Raw genomic sequence first — 22408 nt, 5'->3', positions numbered from 1 at the left:
GTCGGGTTAAGTGATCAGCCCCAATGTTCGACGGCAGGCAATCTATCGCTACCCGGTCGAGTGGGAGCGATTCCCGATTGCGCCCGCTTTGGAGACGCCCCACCAGGTCGGAGAACGGGGGCAATGGATGTTCAAGGCTGAGTTGACGAAGATCGAGGCGAAGTCGCTCGGTAGCACGTTTTCCTCTGACGACCTCATCATTGTCTTCCACATCGACGGCGGCGACGACCGCGATCCCTACTTTATCGACGGTCTGGAATTTTCGTCCACCGGCGACACGTGGGACCTCAGTCGGGGGCATCCCTACAACACGCAGGTCGCGATCACGCTTTACGAGGACGACATCGACTCCGACAACGAGATCGATACCGTGGAAATTACAGACACGTCGGCCACGACGAGCACACTTACGATTACCGACGGCGATGCCGAGTACGAGATCGACTACGAGGTCACCGACGAGGGTAGTACGACCGCAGCCGAGATCGCCCACCAAGATTTCGTCGACTCGAATCGACCGGGAGTTTGGTCGAAGATCAAAAAAACCGACCTCACCACGAATCTCGACCTCTTCGCGACGCCCCCCGCCGACCAGGACGGCGACGGCACCCCGGACGCTTTCCAGCTCGATCAGGGGACGCTGGGATACTGTTCGAACATCGCCGTTGCGTTCTCAGTGCTCTGGCGCCAGCCGAGGCGGTTCATCGAACTCGTTCGGGCGATTTACGAGGACGGCGAGTTCCTTTCGCGTACCGACGAGCAATCGATTTCGTCCGAGCTATTGGATAGCCCGGTGCCCTCTGGCATCGACTCGCTTGAGTGGCTGGTTTCCGCAACGATGGAGGACGCGGACAACTGGATCGACTCCGTCACCGCGGACGACAAACAGGCCGGAGCCTACAACGAGTTCGAGCAGTACTGGCTGGACGAACTCGCCGGGTACGACAATACCTCGATTACAGATGACGACGCTGGCGAAGCGACGGTCCGCAACAAATCGAACACGGCCCTCAATAACGGCGGCACGGCAATCCTCGGAATTCACGCCGACATGGTTCGGGCGCCGCCGGCCGGCTTTCGGAACAGCCCGGGTGGGAAGTCGGCCAATCAAATGGTCCTGAACCACGCCGTGACGCTCACCGGAAACTTCCAGACTACTGGCGCCAACACACAGTACACGATCCACACCTGGGGCAGTCAGGTCCAGATCAATCACCCCACGAACATTCTCAACAACTACCTCTACGATACTGTCGCGGGGTCGGACTGATGGCGACGATCGCCGAAGCGCTCGTCGGCGAGGCCGAGAAGCTGTTCGAACCGCTTGAGCGTGCTGCACAGGACACTCCTGAAGGCACCCAACAGCTAGTCACGCTGTTTGAGGTGATCGGCGTTGACCTTACGGAATCGGAGATCGACGACGTGCGGTCGGCACTCGGCGCCTTCGTCACTGCACTCGATGCGCTGGAGAGTGCCGACGACGAGTCGCTGGGTGCCCTCCTGGAACTCCTCGGGGCCATTGCCGACATCTCCGTCGCGATCGAGGACATCTCGACCGCTCTCCAGGGCTCTCAGGCCGACGAGGTTGTCGGCGATCTGATCGAATACCTCGCTCTCCAGTACGTCCAACGTGAGCAGATGTCGATCTACTACGTGGCCGTCCTTCTGACCCTGATCGACGTCGAGCAACCAGATATTGGCGATCTGGACGCAGCGGGCCGCCGGAAGCTGGACCTGCTGCCTTACAAGTCGACCGCGGCTGCCGAGTTCGACTTCGACCAGCTCGGGGGGATGCTGGAGACGCCGATCGAGGAACTGCGTAGCGAGTACCTCCCCGATGGACAGGTAACCGAGGAGGAATTGGCCGAGATCGAGGCCCGCCTGTTCCCGTGGCTGCGAGCCCTCGCTGCCACGGCTGGCTTCAGGCTGGCAATCAGCGACGCCGCCTTCTCGCCGGAGGGACAGCTCTCTCAGCCGGACGTTCACTACTCGCGACAGCTACAGCTCACGCTCGCCGTCTCCGACTCGGTGGCTTTCAGCCTCACCATCGCGTTAGCGGGCACTCCCGATGGCGTCAAGCTGTTCTTTTTCCCCACCGGGCAAACCACGCTCGACGAGTCGCTCGGCGAGTGGACCCTCGTCGTGGGTATGAGTGGGCAGACGGAGCCGATGCTGCTTTCCCCATCGGGAATCGAGCCGCTGGATCCGTCCGGGATGTCTGAGCTCACCGCCGAGTTCTCGCTTACCAAGCCGCCCGACCCGCAGACAGGCAATGCCTTCGTCCTCGGCCCAGGGGAGGGGACCCGCCTCGAACTCGGTGAAGTCGGCGTCGAGGGGGGTTTGACAGCTACCGACGCGGGTCTGGAGGGCGGATTCCAAGGCGGCGCGGGGAACTCCTCGTTCGTCGTCGACGCCGGCAACGCCGACTCGTTCATTCAGAAGATCCTTCCCGAGGAAGGTATCGCGATTGACTTCGACGCCGGGATCGGTTACCACACCGAGCGCGGGCTCTACTTTATGGGCGGGGCCGGCATCACGACGGATATACCGGTCAACCTCGACATCGCCGGCGTCGTGAAGGTCGAAACCCTCCGTCTCGCGATGGAGGCCAACCCCTCCGGTGGCAGCGTCACCGTCCCGGTCCAGATCGCCGCCAACCCACAGGTCTCCCTCGGGCCGTTCGACGCCGTCGTCAAGGGCATCGGCCTCGAGGCCAAACTCTCTTTCCCCCAGGACAACTCGGGGAACCTCGGACCGGTCCACGTCGACCTCGGCTTCAAGCCGCCGACGGGAGCGGGTATGTCACTGGACGCGGGCGTCGTCACCGGCGGTGGCTTCCTCACCTTCGACCACGAGAAGAAACGCTACAGCGGCGTCCTCCAGCTCAAGATCGGCGAGCTGACAATCACCGCCGTCGGCCTGCTGACCACCGAGCTCCCCAACGGCAGGGACGGGTTCTCGCTGCTCTTGATCATCTCCGGGCAGTTCCCGGCCTTCCAGCTCGGCTTCGGCTTCACGCTCGACGGCCTAGGCGGGCTGGTCGGCGCCAACCGCTCGATCGACGTGGACTACCTGACGGCTGGGCTGAGCGACGGGACCGTCCGCTCCATCATGTTCCCGGAGGATCCCGTCCGGAACGCTCCGCAGATCATCAGCGACCTCCGGAACGGTTTCCCGGTCGCGGCGGGGAACCACATCGTCGGCCCGATGGCCAAACTCGGCTGGGGCACGCCGTCGATGCTCTCGGCGAGCCTCGGCGTGCTGCTGGACGTCCCCAGCCCGGTTCGAATCGTCCTCCTCGGCCGGATTCACGTCGGCCTGCCCCACGAGGAGATCGGCATCGTCGTCTTCAACATGGACCTGCTCGGTGCCGTCGACGTCGAGGCCCAGCAGGCCAACGGCGCGGCGAGCCTCTACGACTCCCGAATCGTCGCCTACGTCCTCACGGGCGACATGGCCGTCAAGACCGGCTGGGGTGACGACGCGACGTTCGTCCTCTCGGTGGGCGGCTTCAACCCCCGGTTCGAGCCCCCCTCGAACTTTCCCTCGCTCGACCGGATCGCACTCTCGATCGGGCCGGGTAACCCGGAGGTCCGGCTTTCGGGCTACTTCGCGGTCACGTCCAACACGGTCCAGGTCGGCGCACGCGTCGACGCGTACGCCGCTGCGGCCGGCTTCTCCTTCGAGGGCAAGCTCGGGTTCGACACGCTGTTCCGGTTCCAGCCGTTCGAGTTAGTCGCGGACTTCTACGCGGGCTTCGCCCTGAAGCGTGGCGGGTCGACGCTCATGAGCGTCGACCTCGACGGGACGCTGAAGGGGCCGGGACCGTGGAACCTGCACGGCAAGGCCTCCTTCAAGATCTGGCCGATATCGTTCTCGGTGTCGGTCGACGCGGAGTTCGGACCCTCGAAGTCCGCCGACCAGCTCTCGCCGGCGGACATCTTCGGCCAGGTCGTGAGCGGGCTGTCGGACTCGCGCAACTGGACGGCCCAGCGCCCGGCCGGCGGCGAGTCGATCGTCACGGTCCGGGAGCTGAAACGCGAGGGCGACAAGGTGCTAGCCCACCCGCTCGGGCAGATCGCCGTCCGCCAGCAGGTCGCGCCGATGCAGGTGCGCATCGAGAAGTTCGGCAACGGTACGCCCGCTAACTACGACCGCTACGAGATCACGGGCGCGACCGTCGGCGGGATTGACGAGGAGGGCGAAACCACTCGCGAGCGGTTCGCACCGGCCGAGTACTTCCAGCTGAGCAACGCCGAGAAGCTGGAAGGGCCGGAGTTCGAACGCTACGCCGCGGGCTGGCGGCTGGGCAACACGGCACTTTCGTTCGGGGACCAGACCGCAGACGGCGTTCTGGACTACGAGACGGCCGTGATCGACGAACAGGCCTCCCTCTTTCCGGTCGGCGTCGGTCGAATCGCGATGCCCGCGTCGACGGCGAGGGCACTTGCCTCCGTGAGCGCAGTGGCACGGGGGGACCTCCGGACGACCGGCGAGGCGCGCTTCGCAGCCGACGACGAGACCAAGCCGACGGGCGTCGAGACGAGCCTGTCGGTCGGTGATGCGCAGTACGTGGTGGTGACCGCTTCAGACATGACACGACTCGACGTCGACGGGGTGCCGGCGGACGGAGCGACGAGGCGCGAAGCACAGGAGGCCCTGGACGCGTATCTCGCCGAGTCCGGAGGGAGTCCGGAGGACTACCGCGTCGTCGCCACACACGAAGCGGCCCAGGGGGGCCAGCCATGAGCAGCGACGCCAGGTACAGGTTCGTTCCCTGGGTCCGTGAGGGCTACCAGCCGAGCGACGGCAGCGGCGACGACTGGTCCGTGGGCGTGACGCTCCCGGTCGAGGGGACCGGGTCGAAGGGCACCGAGACCCGCGAAGCCTCGGTCGACCTGTCGCTGTACGGCCCGGGCGAGGTGACCGGCATCGACCTCCAGCAGGTGGTCCGGACCGAACCCACGTCCGGGACCAGTGACTTCCCGCCGAACCACTTCCCGCTCGTCGAACTTGACGATCCGACCCTGCCGTGGCTGTTCACCCCCGAGACGCCGGACGAACAGGGGAAGCTCCGGCCCTGGTGCTGCCTCCTGACCGTCGAGAAGACGGAGGGCGTCTCGCTCCAGACCGGCACCGACGCGCCGGCGGCGATACTGGACGTGCGTGACCCTGCGTCGCCGGGCGAGCACCTGCCGGACCTTTCGCAATCCTGGGCCTGGGCCCACGCGCAGGTGGTCGGCCTCGACGAGGGTGCGTCGGCCCGCGACGCCCTGACGACCGACCGGTCGACCAAGACGCTGGCACGGCTTCTCTCGCCCCGACAGCTCGAACCGGACACCGACTACTACGCCTGCGTCGTGCCGACCTTCGAGCCGGGGCGGCTGGCGGGGCTCGGGAAGCAACCCTACGAGCGCGACGATGACGGCACCGTCGTCAGGTCCCACGGGGACGCCTGGGACGCGAGCAGTCCCCCGGCACAGCTCCGACTGCCAGTCTACTACCACTGGGAGTTCTCGACGGGCAAGGCCGGGGACTTCGAATCGCTCGTCCGGCGGCTGGAGCCCTCGGTCCTCGACGGTGTGGGCGTCCGGCAGGTCGACGCCGGCGACCCGGGCCCGAGCGAATTGGAGAGCCCGGGAGAGGTCGTCACCGTCGAGGGGGCGCTGACGTCGACGACCATCTCGACGGACACCTACAGCGACTCCCTGAAACCGGCGCTGACGAACATCCTCGATCAGGCCAGCGCACTGGCCCCTGAGTCGGCGGTTCCCGGCGACAGCGGCGACGACCGAATCCTCGGCCCGCCGATTTACGGCCAGTGGCCGCCCGCCACCGAAGACGTTCCCGCCGAGGGCGACCCGCCGGCGTGGCTGCGGGACTGCAACGTCGACCCGCGCTATCGCGTCCCCGCCGCCTACGGGACCGAGGTCGTCCAAGAGCGCCAGGAGGCGCTGATGGCCGAGGCCTGGAACCAGGTCGGGGACATCCGCGAGGCCAACCGCCTGCTCCGCCACGCTCGCCTCGCACGGACCGCGAGCCAGTCCATCCACAACGCGATGGGTGATCTCTCGCCCGCGGCGCGCCTCACGCTCACCGAACCCGCTCACGGCCGTCTCCTCAACGACGCGACGAGCGAAACGATCGCCGCCGCCGTCGAGGGCAGCGCCCTCCCGTCGGCCGTCCTCTCGCCGGCGTTCCGGCGCGCAACCAGACCCGGTGGCCCACTGTCGAGCCGACTCGGCGGCGTCCGCCGCGAGCGGATCGTTGAAGGGATCAACGACGGGTCGATCACGCCGGGCGACGACGGCGACGCGCCGAGCGGGACGCAAGTGATCGGCGACGAACTGGCCGGGCAGCTCTGCTCGGCCGCCCGGGAACGCGAGGACGCGGTCGCTGACTGGCGACTGCTCGGCCCGACCGCTGATCAGCCGATCACAGAGGCCATCGACGCGGTCAGGAAGGCGTGTCGGGAGGCGCGCGAGCGGACCGAGACGGCTACGCAGAAAGTCGACGAGCAGGCGACAGCCGAACTAGGCGTCCTCCGGGAGGTCCTGTTCCCCATCTGCGGAACGGGTGACTGGGAGAGCGAACTCGACGCGCTCCAGGCGGCCGTCGAATCGGAAGATCAAGCGGCCATCCGGTCGGCCATCGACGGCGTCGAGCGGTGGCTGACCGACGCCAGGGCGAGCCACGAGACCCTTCAGGAGATGGCAACTCCCGGGAGCGAACTCGAGGAGGTACTCGAGGAGTCCCCGGGCGTGACGCCGGCCGTCGGGACCCTCGACTCGGCCGTCACGACTCTCTGGGTTCGCCTGATCCTCGACGGACTGTTCGCGCACGCCTGCACCCGCGGTCGCACCGCCCTCGACAAACACCTCGGCGGCGACGAGGACCCGCCCGCAGTCCTCGCCGAGTTGTCCTCGCTGTGCTCGCTCCTCTGTGGGAAACTCCGCCGGGCGCTTTCGGCCGCCGTCTGGACGGGTGACGTCCGCCGTGTTCGCCGGGTCGTCGCCACGATGCAGCAGGTCCTCGCGATGGCCGAGGCACGCCTCGCACGGCTCCGCGACCCCGAGGAGGGACCGCTGGCGACCCTCGGGGATGCCTGCGAGGATGTCGAGTGGTACCTGGACCTGTTCGAGCGCCGACTGGCCGACGCCCCATGGGACCCGGCAGCCGACGCCGTCGGCCCGCGTGTCTGCCCCCGGGACTCGCCGACAGATTCGCCCCCGCTCGACTTCCAGACCACGGCCGACGCCGTCCAGAACGCCACGGATCCGGCGGTTACGATACCGGACCGAATCGGCGGGCGACTCGACGGCCTGCCCCTCGACGGACGAGACGAACCGCTGGCCCAGATCTTGGCCCATCCCGAGTTTGACGAGCCGATGTACGGCCCGCTCCGGGACCTGAGCCAGGACAAGCTCGTACCCGGCGTCGGGGAGATTCCCCTCGACAGCGTGGGCGTCCTCGAGACGAACCCGGCCTTCGTCGAGTCGTACATGCTCGGCCTGAGCCACGAGTTCGCCCGCGAACTCCGCTGGCGGGAGTATCCCACGGACCTTCGAGGGACCTACTTCCGGCAGTTCTGGAACCCGGAAGGCCGGGATCCGCCCCTGTCACCGGAGGCGAAAAAGGACATCGGCTACGTCCACCGCTGGGACGACGCCGCGGACCTCGGCGGCAACTACCTGGCGAAGATGGCCGCCAAGACGGACGGTGGCCCCAGCGGCGACGCCGGCGCCAGAGTGGTCCTGGTGGTCCGCGGGGCGGTGTTCGACCGGTACCCCAACACCCACGTCTACGCCGCGAAGGGCGTCGACGCCGCCGAGGACGCCGAACTCGAGCGGAAACCGGACCTGCCGAACATGGACGACGGGGGCGGGACCGTGAAACACCCGATCTTCCGGGGGAGGCTCGACCCAGACGTCACCTTCTTCGGTTTCGACCTGACGGAGGAGGAGGCGAAGGCGGATCCGGGCTGGTTCTTCGTCATCGAGGAGCCCCCGAGCGGCCCGAGCTTCGGCCTCGACGTCGGCGGGAGCAACGACGTTCCCGACGCCGACTGGACCTGGGAGGACCTGACCTGGGACGACGTGACGGCGAACGGCTACGTCTCGGCGGGCCGGGACTCCCTGACTGACGCCGCGCCGGCCCCCGGGGACCTGCCGACCAATCCGGCCTGGAGCAAGAACGGCGCCCACATGGCCGAGATAACCTGGATCAGGCCGTTTCGGGCCGCGATCCACGCCGACGACATGCTGCCGACGAACGGAGGATCACAATGAGGACTAACCCACGACGAGCGCCGCATCGCCGGATCACCGCCGTCAACGGGGTGGTCGCGTGACCGACATCGGGACGCTCCGCGAGCGCTACGCGGCGGCGAGTGAGGACGCACGGCGGGCCTCGACCGACCGGTCGCAGCTGCTGACGAGCCTCGAAGCGGTCCAGCGCCACTTCGACGCGGCGAGGCGCGGCGAGCCACTGGACGGGACCGACGAGGTCGTCTCGGAACTCGAAACACTGGCCGCCGGCTGGAGGCACGAACGCTCCGAGCTCGCGGCCGTCGGCCTGACCGCAGAGGAGCCGCGTTTCCGGAAGTTCGGCGTGGAGACCCCCCAGGAGCTCCCCGGGCCGCTCCAGGAAGCCTTCGACGCGGGCGCCGGTCAGCGGTTCGAGGACGTCATGAGCCCAATCGAAGACGCCGTCGCGGGCGGCGGGGACGACTTCGAACCGCTGGAGACGGTCGTCGCCGACTTGGAACGGGCCTTTGAGGACCGGGACCGGGCGGCCTTCGAGGCGGCGACAGCAGCCCTGGTCGAGGGGTTCGAGAAACGCGGCGTCGAGACGCGGGCCGACCTGCTCAAGCTCCTTGAGGCCGAACGCGGCCCGTTCGTCGGCGAAGCCCTTCTCCGGCTTGGAACCGACCGGGACGCGCTGGAGAGCGAACTCGACGCCCTCACGAAGGCCATCGTGGACGCGGATTCCGCCGCGTACGCGTCGGCCCGTTTGCCATTCGACCGCGCCGGCCGCGCCCTCGACGCGTTTGCTCGACGCCGGCGGGCCGACCTCGGCGACGTGACCGCCGACCTCGTCGCAACGTACCCGAGCGGCCACGACGACGAGCACCCGGCGCTCGACCACGAGAACCCCGTCCTGTTGACGCCCACTCGCCTGGAAACCAGATTCAGCAGGCGGACCGACGGGAACGGCGACCCCGTCTCGGAACCGCCGCGGTACGAGTTGCTCGTGCGGGTCTATCCCGACGACCTCCACGTCGACACCCACGAGCGGGCACTGACAGCGGCCGAAGTCGACGGTGGCACCCGCTTCTGGGCGCAGGTCTGGTGGGCGAGCCACACCGGCAGCGCCGACGAACTGCAGGCGAACCTGCCGGCGGACCGCCTGGAGACCGTCGACCTGTCGGACTTCCCGACCGATCCGGCCGAGCGCCACGCCGCCGTCCTTGAGCGGGCCTGGACGCGGCTCGAAGAGCGGTTCGGCGCCGAACGGGCTGCCTGGGTCAAGCGGGCGATGGCCCCGGACGACGCCGCGACGCTGCTCGCGGGGCCGCCCGAGAACGGCCACGTCGCCGACGCGGACCCCGCGGCCTTCGAGGCCGCCCAGGCGGACCGCCGGGAGGCGGTCGACCGGCGACCGGGCTCGTGGACGCGGCCACCGCGAGCGCGCCTGCTCCCCGACCAGTGGATCGCGTTCGCCGAGACCGACGGCGACGAGGTGACGGCGACGAGCGGCCCCGTCCAGCGACCGCTGTCGATCGGCCCCGACCCGGGTGCCCTCCAGAGCAGCGTCGAGACCGCCGACGACCACGACGCGATGCGGTCCGGCGAGATCGAGTGGGTCTTCGACTACGAGACCGCCGAGGACGTCGGGATGGTACTGCGCATCCCGCTAACCCAAGCCCAGCGCGACGCCGGCGTCGACCGGCTGACCGTGCTGGGCGTTTCGACGGCACGTGACGCCACCGCTGGGGCGATCGCCCTCGCCGACCTGCTGGAGGGGCACCGCTACACCGACGGGCTCGAACTGCTCGAGCGCGGGACGCCCACGAACGACACACGCGACGACCCGGCGGGCACCACCCCATCCGGGGGGCTGACGCCGTTCGAGCGCCAGTGCGTCCAGGAGCCCGTCGCGGCGTCGGACGCCGACGCGGACGCCGCCCGACTCGCCGACCTGCTGGGCCTCGACCCCGCCGTCGTCGGCACCGACCGGGCCTTCGTCCTGGACCGCGTGCCGGGAGCCGACGGCCGGACGGCGGCCACCGCCGGGGCCGCCAACGCCGCGCTCTGGTCTGCGACCTGGGGCTACTACGTCCCCCACCTGCTGGCGCCGCGAAACTGGGCGGAGAACGTCTACCAGCGCCGACAGCTCCTCCAGTGGCTGGAGGACTACCGCCGGCACTTCGTGTCCTACGTCCGCGCCGGTGGACCGGCACCCCCGCTCCGTGTCGGTGACCAGCCGTACGGTGTTTTGCCCACGACGGCGTACGACGACTGGCAGCCCGTTTCCGCGCTCGCCGCGACGCCCGAGACCGACGTGCCGACGAATGCCGGGGACTTCCAGTACGAACGCTATGCCGACGACGACGTGTCCGCGCACCTTGACGGCCTCCTCGACGCCGTGCGGCCACACTTCGAGAGCGCCCTTGGGCAGGTCCCGACGGCGGGGGACGCGGGCGATCCGAACCTCATCGCCTCGGACCTCCTCTCGATGGCCGGCACGAGCTACGGCTACCGGCTCCGCGAGTTCCTGGGGAGCGACGCAATGGCGACGATTCACGAGGGCTCGGCGGTCGAGTCCGCCGTCGGCGACGCCCGGGCCGCGACCGCCGCACAGCTCCAGTCGGCCAGTTCCTGGGGACACGTCCCGCGTATCGGGGACCTGCTGGCCAGGCAAGACGCCGACGTCGTCGAGGTCCCGACCGTGGACGACGACCTCTCCGAGGTGTTGCACGCGCTCCGGACGACCCGCCACGATGGCCTTCGCGCGGGCCCGCCCGGCGTCGACGAGGGGCTCGACCTCGACATCGGCGACGGCCTCGGGGCCTGGCTGCTGACGCTGTTCGATAACGACGACGACTCGGTGGCGGCGACGCTCTGTTACGACGCGATCCTGCAGGAGTACCGCCTGGCACGGGTCCGTCTCGCCGACCACTACGAGAACTGGGCCCAGCGGTACGAGGCCGGGGCGGCCTGGACGGACGGGCCGTGGTCGCTCGTCCCAGAACCCCAGACCTACGACGACGGCGACCTGACGATGTGGGACGCTCTGGAGGACCAGGTACCGAAGCCGCTGGCCGGCCACCCCGACGCCGAGTCGGACTGGCGAATCGGCGACATTCTGCGGGAAATTCCCGCAGTCGACCGCCCCTTCGCCGAGCTGATCGACGGCTTCCGGACGCTCGAGGACGCCGACCCGGCCGTCGCCGAGCAGGCGGTCAGCGAGACGCTGGACCTCGCGAGCCACCGGTTCGACGCCTGGCAGACCTCGCTGGCGACGCGGCGCCTGGAGGGGATGCGCAACGCCGGCAGCGAGGGCGTCTACGTCGGCGCGTACGGCTACGTCGAGGACCTCCGGCCCGAGTCCGGCGACCGCTCGACGGGCTACGTCCACGCGCCCTCCATCGACCAGGCGACGGCCGCCGCGGTCCTCCGGAGCGTCCACGACGCCGAGACCGACGAGTACGGCGATCTCTTCGCCGTCGACCTCTCTTCCGACCGCGTCCGCGACGCCCTGGACCTCCTGGAAGGGGTCCGCGCCGGGCACTCCCTCGGCGAGCTGCTAGGGACGCGCTTCGAAAGGGCGCTTCACGAGGACCATCCCGACGTGGAACTCGATCAGTACGTCTACGCCTTTCGCGCGCTTGCGCCGCTGGTTGAGGGGAGCATCGACCGACAGGGGATGAGCGAGTCCGACGCCGTCGCCGAGCGCGAGACCGTCGACGGCGTGACGCTCCACGACCTGTGGCGCGAGGACGCCATCCCCTGGGGGCAGCAGGTCGGCAGGAGCGAGATGGACCCGTTACCGGATCCGAGCACCGCCGCCGACCAGGCAGCATACGACGCCATCACGGCAGAGCTCGACGCCATAGGGACGGCGCTCGATTCGGTCAGCGACCTCCTCGCCGTAGAGAGCGTCTACCAGCTCGTCCAGAACAACCCGGAGCGGGCCGGATCGGCGCTGGACGCGCTCTCGCGGGGCGGCAGCGTCGACGAGGTCGAGGTCGCCCGGACGCCGCGGACGGGAACCAGTTGCACCCACCGAGTCGCCGCGTTGCTCGACGCCGAGGCCGACGAGAGCGCCTGGGCGCCGGGACAGTCGCCTCGCGCCGCAGCCGAGCCGGCCCTGGAGGACTGGGTCGGCACGTTCCTCGGCGATCCCGCGCGGGTCGTCTGCCGGGCCGCCTACCGGCCGGACACCGACGACACGGACGAGTCTGGCGCCAGCGACAGCGGAACGGCGTCCGGCGGCGGTGGCTCGACCACCGGCAACGGTGAGGAATCAGAGCCGACCTGGCGCGTAGTGGCGGTGCGGCTTTCGCAGCTCGACCTCGCCGCGCTCGACGTCGTCTCGCTCGTCGAGGGCGACGAGGGAGCGTGGGCCTCCGAACTCGAGGGTCGCATTGCCCACTATCTCCGGCAGAGCCGCGAGGACGTGCCGGCGGACGGCGAGATTCGCCTCTCCTTCGAGGCACCCGCAGCGTGGCCCGACGCGGCCGCGCTGGGTGCCGACCCCGACCAGGACGTTGGCTTCGACGAACTGCTCGAGGTCGCCAAGACGGTGGGGTCGGTCGTTAGCGGCGGTCGCCCGCTGGACGCCCAGGACCTCGCACCGCCGGGCCAGGCGACGGCCGAGGGGCAGGTCGTCGGTGACCTCGACGAGCGGGCCGACGCCGCCGTCTCGACCTTCGAGGGAGCCGTCGAGACGCTCGGTGTCCAGTCCGCGGTGCTCGCCGTCGACGAGGGTACTGGCGACCGCGCCGTCGGCGACCTGCTGGCCCTGACGGAGGCGATCGAGGCGATTCCGACGGCGCCGGTACGGACTGCAAGCGAGCGCGTGGCTGAGGTCGAGTCCGACGACCTCCGGACGGAGCTGGACGCCCTCGCCGGGGCCGTCGCGGGCGACCACGTCCGGTTTGCCCGCACCGAGCGTGGCGAGATCCGGCTCGATCCCGAACGGCCGGTGCTTCGCGGGCTGGCGGATCCCGACCTCGAGAAGATCGAAGTCGTCACGCGGGCGAACGGCCGACGCCTCCAGGCCACGACCGGCAGGATCGCCGGGAACGGACGCGTCCGGGCGGGGCTGGACGTCGAGCAACTCTCCCCCGGCGACCGTCTGGAAATCGAGGTCAGCGACGGTCGCGGCTGGTCGGAAACTGTCGCCGCGACGGTGGCGACCGACCCCGAGCGCCACAGCGTCGCCGGGCCGGCCCTGCTGGCGCTCGGGGCGGCCGATGACGCGCTCGTAACCGTGGCCGACGCCGCCGCGTTGGCGGCTGCGGCCGGCGACGCGCTGGCCGACGGCGTCGTCGACGCCGCAATTGCCGACTTCGAGACGCCGCCCTGGACCGCTCAGGCCGAAGCGGACCTCGCGGCGGTCCGCGAAGTGCCCGGAGCCTCCCTGCCCGGGCTCCAGGATCCCGGCGGCTGGCAGCGGGTCGCGCCCGTTCTCGCGGCGGTCGGCGAGGAGCCCGTCACCGCCGACCACGTCACGAACGCCAAGCTCACGTCGAGCGTGCCGACGGAGTCGGCGCTGGAGTCGCTGCTCGACGCGCTGGCCGACGGTCTGGACGTCGTGGACCTCGGAATCGACGCCGCCGGCCGGGAACCACAGCGGGCCTACGTCGCCGCGGCGCTGGAGGCGGTCCGCGAGGCGCTGCTGACCTGTGCGGACTTCGGGGTCCAGGGCTGCGTCCCGGTGACCGCGACGGGAAGCGACGAGAGCGACCTGGCGGACCTCGCGCGACAGGCCGACTCGGTGTACGAGGAGGTCGCCGACACGCTCGCGACCGCGACGGACCACCGCGACCGGGGCGACGCCGAGACCGAACCCGCAGCCTACGTCGACTGCCTGGAGACGCTGTTCGGCGAGGCCTTCACCGTCCTCGTTCCCTTTGAGCCGACGAACCCCGGCGAGGTGAGGAAGTCACTCGCACCGGCCCATAGCGAGTCCCTCCAGGGTGGAGATCCGCTGGCCGTCGAGCGGTGGTTCGACCGTGTCTCGCGGGTCCGCGACGAACTTGCGACCTTCGGCCGGGCCCTGACCTACGGCGAGACCCTCGGAGCGCGTTCGCCCGCCGACGGACCCCGGTTCCGCGTGGGCCAGTTCCCCTACGGCGCCGGGGACCCGTGGGTCGGGCTGCCCGACGCCTGGGACGGCGAGCACCCTTCGGGGCGGCTCTCGGTGGCCGCCGACGTGCGCGGGGGCCAGTCCGGTCCCCGGTACGTGGGCCTGTTCGTCGACGAGTTCGTCGAGACGGTGCCGACGGAGACGGAGACCACCGGGCTGACCTTCCACTACGACCGCCCGTCCCAGCAGGCGCCCCAGTCGATGCTGCTCGCCGTGCCGCCGACGGACGCGGACTGGAGCGTCTCGACGCTAGCAGACGTGGTTCGCGAGAGCGTCGACCTCGCGAAGCTCCGGACGGTCGACCGGGACGCGCTCGACGCGGGCGGGCAGCTCCTGCCCGCGCTGGCGTTCGCGACCAACGAGAGTGCTGACCCGGCGGGGCCCGACACGGCCTCCATCGACCCGGCGGACCTGATGCCCGACTGGTGGCAGGTGGCGGGCTTCGGAGGTGGTGACTGATGGGAAAGCGCTCCGTGACCACGTGGTCGCGCTTGGAACCGCGGACCCGGGACCGAGAGCTTCGGGACGGCCTCCGGGCCACCGTGCAGGACCCCCTCTGGCTCCTGGGTCGCCAGTGGCAGACCGGCGAGCTGACCGGCGAGGACGGCGGATCGCTCGTCGACGCCAGCCTCGACGTCCGGATCGACCCGATGGCACGGTTCCGACCCGGCGGCGGCTCCGACGGCACCCACGACACCGTCTACGACGAGAGCGATCCGACGGCGACGCCACCCCTGGAGACGCTCGTTGAGCGCGAGCGAGTTCGACCGGACGCTCCCGACAAGTCCGGTAAGAACGTCCGGCTCGCCGCGGAGACCGGCGCGCACTTCCTCCGACTGCTGGCCGACGACTTCGGCCTGGCGGCCGCCGACTTCCCGGCGAGCCTGCACTGTGAGTCGACCGACGCCGACGACGAGGGGCGGCGCTACTCCTCGGTCGTGGCTGGCCGGGTCCTCGACGGTGACGAAGTATACGCCGCGTACGAATTCGCCGACGAGCGGGCCTTCCGAAATGCCGTCGCCGACGACGCCGTCTCGGTCCCGCTTCCGGACGGCGTCGATCCGAGCGACGCGAACGCACTCGGCGACTTCTGGGACGCGGTCGCGGCGTACCGCGAGTGGTACGACGAGACCTACGCGGAACCCGAAGCCGACGGCGCGACCTGGGACGACAACCGCCTCGAGTACTCCTTCGACATCTCGACGGGCGGCGGAGCCCAGGAAACGGTGCTCTCGGCCAGCGAATACGAGGGCGGCCGGCTCGACTGGTGGGCCTTCGACGTCGATCACGACGGCTCGCTGGAGCCCGGTGGAGCGTCCGGCCCCGCGAGCCGAACGCGCTCGAAACGTCGCGTCCCCACCCCCTCGCGGTTCGAGGGCATGCCGGCGTTTCGCTGGTGGGAAATCGAGGACGGCGGGGTCGACTTCTCGGCCGTCGAGGCCGCGCCGGAGGACCTCTCGCGGCTGCTCACTCTGGAGTTTGGGCTCGTCTACGGCAACGACTGGTTCACCGTACCGCTCGACCTGCCGACTGGTTCGATGGCCGAGGTGACGTCCCTGGAACTGGAGACGACGTTCGACGAGACCGTCACCGTCGACGACGCCGTGACCGCCGGCGACGACCCGACCACGAACTGGAACTGCTTCTCGATGGCCCTGGACGCCGCCGGCAACCGCCGCGGCCTGTTCCTTCCACCGGTCGTCGACGAGTCCCTGGCCGGCGACGAGGTCGAGTCCGTCGCCTTCGGCCGGGACGAGGTGGCAAACGTCGGCTGGGCCGTCGAGGAGACGGTCGAGGGCACCGTCGGCCAGGCCCGGGATCGCCAGACTGAGACCGCCATCGGCGACGGCCAGTCGACGCCGGTCGCGACCAGCGACGCCGCCGACGTCGCCTACCAGCTCTCGACGGACGTGCCGGCCAACTGGTTCCCGCTGCTGCCCCGGCGGGTGTCACTTGGCGACGTGACGCTGGACCGCGGGCGGCTGTTCGACGGCGACGGTGCCGCGGCCGACCCCCTCGGCGAGGTTCTGACCGACGACCAGGCGATCCCCGAGGACGAGGTCCCCCGGGGGGGCAAGCGCGTGTCGCGGCGGTACGAGTACACGCGCTGGACCGACGGCCGTGCGCACCTCTGGAGCGGCCGAGACGCCGACGCCGGGCGCGTCACCACCGACAGCGGTCTGGCCTTCGATCAGCTCGTCGACCCCCGCGTCGTCGGCGAGGAGTCGCCGGTCGACGAGCCCGAACCCTACCCGACGGGAGATCCCGTCCCGCCGACCGGCCGACTCGTGCTGGCCGATGTGGTCGCCGACACCCCGGGCGAACCTAGGGAGAACCTGACCCGGGAGCGCGTCGTCTTCGAGAACGCCGGCGGGGACCGGCTCCAGATCGGCGGCTGGCAGGTCGCCGACGCGGCCGGCCACGACTACACCTTCCCGGCCGACGCGGAGATCGCCCCCGGGCAGCGCGTGACGCTCCGGACCGGCCACGGCACGGACGGTGGTGGCGACTACTACTGGAACCGCGACGGCCATGTCTGGAACGACGAGGGGGACACCGTCACCGTGACCGACGCCGAGGGATCCATCGTCCTCGAGCAGGTCTACCCGACGCGACCGCCAGATGTGAGCACCGGGTCGATCCGAATCGCGGCGATCAGCGAGAACTCGCCCGGACCCGAGCGGGCGAACCTCACAGAGGAGTTCCTCACCTTCGCCAACGCCGGCGACGGGGACCTCGACCTCTCGGGCTGGCGCGTCGAAGATGCGGCGGGTCACAACTACACGGTCCCCGAGGGCACCACGCTGCCGGCCGGCGGGCGCCTGCGGCTGCGCACCGGTCAGGGGACTGACACGGACACCGATCTCTACTGGGAGTCGGGTGCGCCCATCTGGAACGACACCGGAGACACGATCTCCGTCTTCGACGCGGACGGCGCTCTCGTCCTCCGGGAGTCCTACTGAGCCCGACCACGCCGCGTCGGTCGGGTCGGTCCACGGTCCCCGATACGATGCCCTGGAACTCTCGTGACGCCTCGCCCCTAGCCCAACTCCTCCCGCTCGCGCAACTCGACCCGCCGGATCTTCCCCGAGGACGTCATCGGCAGATCGTCGACGAACTCGATGTCGCGGATGTGGAGTTCCCACCGCGACCGTCGGGACTGGTGGACCAACTGGAGCTGGCCGGCAGTCGCCTCGCCGTCAAGTAGCTGGTGCCACCACTCGTGTGACAGCGGACCCTCCCCAAAGAATCGTGTCACTTGAATTCGGTTCCACGGTGCTGTCCTGACCACAAACGTCTCATACGGTCACTGCGACGAACGGATATGGCGACTGCTGAACAGGGGGATCGGCTCCTGGCTCTCAGCAATCTACGACCTATTGTTGGCATTCTGGGCTTTACGATCGTCTGGTATCCAGTACTGTCGGTGAGCAATACTGTCCTCGGCACCCCGATTGCAGATACAACAGTGAATTTGTTCGTCGGTATTCTGGCGTTCGGCGGTGCGTATCCTGTTGTTGCCGGTGACTGGTCGCTCGGTCAGTTAGGTGATTTTGCGTTCGTCCTGACCGCGTCGGCGATCGGATTGGGCATTGTCGGAATGGTGAGTGTCCTCGCACTGGACGTGACCATCTCTGGGAGTAACCGTATGCCACAAGCGATCGTTTGGGGTGCTGCCTATGTGACTGCGTATCTTGTCATGTACCGGACCGAGCTGTCGATCTATCGGTAACAACCAGTGTCCGAACCCCACATCAAGCGGTAGACGATTACTTATCACGAATCAGTAACGATACTGCCGTATGTCCGGAAAGTTCAGTCGTGGGCTTGACATCGTCGACTACGCCGTTAGGGGTATTGTTGATAATAAGGGAACGGACACGGTATGCGAGGCACTCGAGCACCGTACACACGTTCGTGAGGAAGTGGCAGAGTTAGATCGCCGCTTGTTCGGGGATGTGACAGCAGACTACCGACTCGCACGCATTCTCGATAGCATTCAGCGGACAGCCGAACATGGCGGCAATATCGCAGAACGGGGGTTGCAACGGGCAATTCGACGCGGGAACGGGATCTTGTGGACCGGGATGGGTCCACAGTCGGGCGGTCCAACACAGCCACTCCAGGACCATCCATCGAAGACGACTGACAACAAGGCTCTCAACTGATATTACAGATAGACATCCTCGACTCACTCTGGCTCGCTTCGTCTGCGTCGAAAACGCGGGTCGGAGCCAGATTGCTTCCGCCATCGCTGAAACCCAGGTACAGATCCGTAATCGAACTAATATCGAAGTGATTTCCAGTGGGACTGACACCGACGAAGAAATCTATCCAGCCGTCGTCGGGGTGATGGGCGAGGCATCAGATGCGGCCAATTCTCCTGCCACCGTCTCTGGATACCCACGATTGGGCCCTCTCTGACAATTTACCGTCCCGAATCGGATGAGGGGCGGAATAGCTACGTTCTCCAACCACCGAGAGCGGCGGTTCGCCTTCGCTCATCATGTCCACACCAACACAACCAGACACAGCCACCGCTGACGACGCGCCACGCTCGATGGCGGCGACTGTTCCGGTCGCAGACCTGCTCGCCCGTGAGACGACCCTCTCCTTTGCTGGCCTCACTCCTGCCGACCAGGGCGACTACCCCGATGCGGTTTCATCGGAAGCTCGGTGTCTCGATCCCGATCCCCGGCCGCTGAAGGATGTCATCGCGATGCTTCCGCAGGCCGGTTCCGGCGAACTCTGGGCGACCAACGAGTTCGTCGGCGTGGACGGAACCGTCGATACCGAGGCGATCCGCGACGTTCACGGATTGGATGTCGACGCGCTCAAGGACGCTGCGGGGTGTTCACTCGACGAGCTTGCGACGAGAGCGTCGTCGGACCCGTTGGTTCGCATCCGCGACCACCAGGACATCGTCGACGAGCGCCGGAAGGCGCTGTATGCCCTCGGCTACGATGTCAAGTTCCGCTGGCAGATCGCCTCAGACAGGTATTCGATCATCAATCCACAGGGGGCGTATCTCCCCATCATCGGAGCGCTCCAGCAGCGCGGTGAGACTGCGGCGTTCGGCTGGGCGAGTTACCGGGACTGGGGTGGCCTCCCCAAGATGTTCGTCGTCTGTCCCGGTCTCGAACACACCGTCTCCGGGAGTGGGGACACAGAGTTCGATGACGACCCCGACGGCGTGACGAGCGTTGGTGACTCGGACGAGGCAGACTTGGTCGTATACGGCGGCTTCGAGACCGGGTACGACTTCCGCGGGACGCAGACGCTGTGGGCGAAGCCCATCCTCTACTTCCCCGAGACTGGTGCCGTCGTTGCAGATACGGGGAAGCGCTACACGCGCCGGCACTACGGGCGAACGACCGGGTGCCGATCAACGAGTGGTGGAAAGCGATCTACGACGACGTCGCCGACCGACTCGTTGACGTGGACCACGCCATTCGCCGCACCCGGGCTATCGCCTACGACTTCGAGACACTCCCGTTCGACGCGGCCACGTGCTACCAGTATTGGGGCGTGGCCGCGAAGTACGCCGAGGCCACTGCCGATCGGGCGACGACTCTCGCCTCGCCAGCGTCCCGACCGACGGTGTTCAATTTGCAACTCTCCCTGTTGATCTCGCTACTCGATTCGTACGAAGGGTCGTGGGCTTCAGATACATATCAGGAGTATATTGAGACCGCTTGGGAACTCCTTCGTAAACCAGCGATGATGATTCAACTCGCACTGAAAGAACATGACCGGCAGGTCGAGGAACCAGACGAGCGTGTCCTCCCGGATGACCAACAGACGTTGTCCGATGCGCTTGAGGATATCGTCGACGTTCCCGGTATCGAGGTCGACACCGAGGCAGATCTCTCCGACAGACAAGCCCAGCATTTGCACACCCGGATCCAACACTCCTTGGATGACCTCGATTGAGCCATGTGGTTCGATTTCTGTAGCTCCTCACACGCATCTGCGTTCAGTTCAACCACTCCGAGAACTATCCCGGGAGATAAAGTAGTATACTACTGAACCAAAGACCTATACTACTCCAAATCGTGGTTTGATACATGACAGACTCCGCCGCTCCCGGAAAATTCGACGAGGTTAACGAGGCAGTCGGCGAGGAATGGGAGGCTGAGACGACGCCGTATGAACGTGTCCGTGAAGTCATTAGCCGCGAATATACCCCACGCTCTGCTGAGACGGTCGCAGCGGATGCACGGACGTCACCGAAGACTGCTCGGAAACATCTCATGGCACTCGCCGAGGAGGGGTTCGTCGCCACGTCGACGGGAGACCATGGCGGGACGTACTATCGTCGATCGCCGGAGTCGATCGTCATGGAACAGGCGACGGACATTCTCTCTCACGTCTCTGTCGACGAACTCGTGAACCGTATCTCTGCCATGCGTGAAACGATCAGTGAGTTCCAGACGGCGTACGGCGTCGAATCACCTGATGAACTGATGGTTGAGCACACGAACCAAACACTCTCTGACGCGTCGGACAACGCGGACGGGATTGATCCTGACGCACTCCAAGAATGGCAGACTACGCGTCGAAATCTCGCCTTCGCTAACGCTGCGCTCTCTATCGCCAACGCAGAACGGTTCGTCGGCGGAGACTCGTCCGGTCCCGAAGAGAACACCTCTGCACCGTAGCGTATGAACGGAACCCGTGGCTCGGCTGAACGCCACTCGCTTAGAGGTGCCATCGATCGACCCGCACTCCTCGCTATCCGTGACGTCTTCAACGATGAGGAACCCCTTGCAGCGGCGACGTTAGACGATTTCCTCAATCCCACCGCTCTCGAAGTACGGTTCGAAGACGGCCTCTGCGATGCCGATTCCTGTCGCCTCGACATCCAGTGGACAGTTCAAGGTGACTACAAAATCCACTACACGGACACACTGAACGTCAACCTCCGTTGGGGGAAACACCCTCACGGTGGCGACTACATTCACGTCACCGGACTAGAACACTACCATCCCCCACCAGATGCGCCGTCCGACCCAAACGATGTCGAGGGCTCCTGCATACAACAGTCACCCGACCTTCTAGTGGCTCGTGCGGTGCTCAAACTGTGGCGGACTGCCTATCATGCGGACACGCTCAAGCCGCTCAACTTGGGAAGGAACCCCCCTTGAGGGCTGAGTTACCGTTCTCATTGAGAACTCTCAGTCTGTCTCGTCAGGAACGAGCCGGTTCGCCACCTGTTCCTCGTACACCGACTGGTTTCGAGCCTCAATGGCGCGCATCTTCTCGGGATGGCTGAACGCATACGCGAGTGCGGCGTGGACCTCAGCGACGGAGATATCGTAACTCGTGGCAATCTCTTCCGGGGTGTCGTCTCCGTCGACGTAGCGCTGGTAGACGTGATACACGCCGATGCGGTGCCCTTCGATTCGAGGGTCTCCGTCGAGGATGTCGTCCGTCGTCACGATCTCCGGCGTCGTCTCGTCGGAGCTCGATTGTGGCCCAGTTCCAGCCATGATTCGTTGGTGTCCTCTGTGCGCTACTAGCGCGTCTCGCGTCATAACCACCCAGGTCGACCGGGTGATCTCTACCGAGTGGTCTGTCCGGGATCTCGATCCGCCGCTGTTTTATCGACCCACAATCGGGTGGCGGGATTCCCACGTGGATTCCGTCCCCTACCCATGTCCTCATCTGAGTCAGATTCAGCTGTCGACCGGCCGGAACCGCTTGTCGTCCTCTCACACCTCGTCCATCGTCTGCTCAAGCACGAGAGAGGGAGTGTCCCGCTTGAACGGGTCACCCTCCGGGTCAGCGACTACGTCGATATCGGCGATCAGGAGGCCGCGGACCTCATCGATGCTGGTGCTGCCGAGGGGGTTTTCACTCTCGACCGGGGGGCCAGTGGAAGTACGACCATCGTCGGGGTCTCGCCGCAGGATGAGGAGCCGGCCGTGATCACGGAGGCCTTCGGCGGCCCTGCTTGCGCTACTGAGACTGCCGATTTTCAAGCCCTTGAGGTCGTCACCGAGAGTATCGCGACCGCACTCCGTGACGC

General features: G+C 67.5%; 14 protein-coding genes. 11 read left to right on the top strand and 3 right to left on the bottom strand.

What is annotated here, in order from left to right; translation table 11 throughout:
* Window positions 1–10: 10 nt before the first annotated feature.
* Genes BUE16_RS07685 through BUE16_RS07665 form a run of 5 tightly spaced genes read left to right on the top strand, consistent with a single transcriptional unit; the run spans window position 11 to window position 17339 of the window.
* Window positions 11–1270 carry a hypothetical protein gene (locus BUE16_RS07685; protein ID WP_143165390.1) on the top strand — a complete coding sequence of 420 codons (1260 nt, stop codon included), beginning with the start codon at window positions 11–13 and terminating at the stop codon, window positions 1268–1270.
* Window positions 1270–4749 carry a DUF6603 domain-containing protein gene (locus tag BUE16_RS07680; RefSeq protein ID WP_073308232.1) on the top strand — a complete coding sequence of 1160 codons (3480 nt, stop codon included), beginning with the start codon at window positions 1270–1272 and terminating at the stop codon, window positions 4747–4749. Before BUE16_RS07685 ends, BUE16_RS07680 begins: the two co-directional genes overlap by 1 nt.
* Entirely contained in the window at window positions 4746–8288 is a 3543-nt protein-coding gene (locus BUE16_RS07675; RefSeq protein WP_073308230.1) for a hypothetical protein, read from the top strand. The genes BUE16_RS07680 and BUE16_RS07675 overlap by 4 nt, the downstream gene beginning before the upstream one ends.
* Before the next feature lie 58 nt (window positions 8289–8346).
* The gene (locus tag BUE16_RS07670; RefSeq protein ID WP_073308228.1) at window positions 8347–14835 is read left to right on the top strand and encodes a hypothetical protein; all 6489 of its coding nucleotides are present in this window, start codon (window positions 8347–8349) and stop codon (window positions 14833–14835) included.
* Complete coding sequence (locus tag BUE16_RS07665; RefSeq protein WP_073308226.1) at window positions 14835–17339, top strand: lamin tail domain-containing protein; 2505 nt, start codon at window positions 14835–14837, stop codon at window positions 17337–17339. The genes BUE16_RS07670 and BUE16_RS07665 overlap by 1 nt, the downstream gene beginning before the upstream one ends.
* 77 nt (window positions 17340–17416) lie before the next feature.
* On the opposite strand, the gene BUE16_RS07660 is transcribed toward BUE16_RS07665, so the two are convergent.
* On the bottom strand, window positions 17417–17635 hold the full coding sequence (locus BUE16_RS07660; protein WP_073308224.1) for a hypothetical protein: 219 nt from the start codon (window positions 17633–17635) through the stop codon (window positions 17417–17419).
* A 66-nt stretch (window positions 17636–17701) separates the two neighbouring features.
* Here BUE16_RS07660 and BUE16_RS07655 point away from each other — a divergent pair, with 66 nt between their 5' ends.
* The 6 genes from BUE16_RS07655 to BUE16_RS17495 all read left to right on the top strand — a co-directional run bounded on the left by BUE16_RS07655 (window position 17702) and on the right by BUE16_RS17495 (window position 21524).
* The gene (locus BUE16_RS07655) at window positions 17702–18109 is read left to right on the top strand and encodes a hypothetical protein (RefSeq protein ID WP_073308222.1); all 408 of its coding nucleotides are present in this window, start codon (window positions 17702–17704) and stop codon (window positions 18107–18109) included.
* Between the two features lie 70 nt (window positions 18110–18179).
* Window positions 18180–18545, top strand: coding sequence for a hypothetical protein (locus tag BUE16_RS17170; protein ID WP_234972349.1), 366 nt, complete (start codon window positions 18180–18182; stop codon window positions 18543–18545).
* Window positions 18508–18801, top strand: a complete 294-nt coding sequence (locus tag BUE16_RS17500) for an arsenate reductase/protein-tyrosine-phosphatase family protein (protein ID WP_394327424.1) — start codon at window positions 18508–18510, stop codon at window positions 18799–18801. Before BUE16_RS17170 ends, BUE16_RS17500 begins: the two co-directional genes overlap by 38 nt.
* Before the next feature lie 954 nt (window positions 18802–19755).
* A complete protein-coding gene (locus tag BUE16_RS17165) occupies window positions 19756–20310 on the top strand; it encodes a hypothetical protein (protein ID WP_234972348.1) in 555 nt (184 codons plus the stop codon).
* A 134-nt stretch (window positions 20311–20444) separates the two neighbouring features.
* Window positions 20445–21038: a DUF7342 family protein gene (locus BUE16_RS07640; protein WP_073308218.1), complete on the top strand. Its 594-nt coding sequence runs from the start codon at window positions 20445–20447 to the stop codon at window positions 21036–21038.
* Between the two features lie 3 nt (window positions 21039–21041).
* On the top strand, window positions 21042–21524 hold the full coding sequence (locus BUE16_RS17495) for a hypothetical protein (RefSeq protein WP_073308216.1): 483 nt from the start codon (window positions 21042–21044) through the stop codon (window positions 21522–21524).
* Window positions 21525–21554: 30 nt separating this feature from the next.
* Here BUE16_RS17495 and BUE16_RS07630 read toward each other — a convergent pair whose 3' ends face one another.
* Both BUE16_RS07630 and BUE16_RS16675 read right to left on the bottom strand, forming a co-directional pair.
* Window positions 21555–21818: a DUF433 domain-containing protein gene (locus BUE16_RS07630; protein ID WP_200778393.1), complete on the bottom strand. Its 264-nt coding sequence runs from the start codon at window positions 21816–21818 to the stop codon at window positions 21555–21557.
* A gap of 273 nt (window positions 21819–22091) precedes the next feature.
* Window positions 22092–22361 (bottom strand): hypothetical protein, encoded by a 270-nt coding sequence (locus BUE16_RS16675; RefSeq protein ID WP_159435748.1) that lies wholly within the window; start codon window positions 22359–22361, stop codon window positions 22092–22094.
* Window positions 22362–22408: the final 47 nt, after the last annotated feature.

Source organism: Halobaculum gomorrense, from assembly GCF_900129775.1.
GTDB lineage: Archaea > Halobacteriota > Halobacteria > Halobacteriales > Haloferacaceae > Halobaculum > Halobaculum gomorrense.
This window is presented reverse-complemented; position numbering and strand designations above follow the sequence as displayed.

What these genes read in the sequence shown, in the direction of transcription:
- BUE16_RS07680 (WP_073308232.1), top strand. Translation starts at nt 1,270, where the DNA reads ATGGCGACGATCGCCGAAGCGCTCGTCGGCGAGGCCGAGAAGCTGTTC.
- BUE16_RS07675 (WP_073308230.1), top strand. Translation starts at nt 4,746, where the DNA reads ATGAGCAGCGACGCCAGGTACAGGTTCGTTCCCTGGGTCCGTGAGGGC.
- BUE16_RS07665 (WP_073308226.1), top strand. Translation starts at nt 14,835, where the DNA reads ATGGGAAAGCGCTCCGTGACCACGTGGTCGCGCTTGGAACCGCGGACC.
- BUE16_RS07655 (WP_073308222.1), top strand. Translation starts at nt 17,702, where the DNA reads ATGGCGACTGCTGAACAGGGGGATCGGCTCCTGGCTCTCAGCAATCTA.
- BUE16_RS17170 (WP_234972349.1), top strand. Translation starts at nt 18,180, where the DNA reads ATGTCCGGAAAGTTCAGTCGTGGGCTTGACATCGTCGACTACGCCGTT.
- BUE16_RS07640 (WP_073308218.1), top strand. Translation starts at nt 20,445, where the DNA reads ATGACAGACTCCGCCGCTCCCGGAAAATTCGACGAGGTTAACGAGGCA.
- BUE16_RS17495 (WP_073308216.1), top strand. Translation starts at nt 21,042, where the DNA reads ATGAACGGAACCCGTGGCTCGGCTGAACGCCACTCGCTTAGAGGTGCC.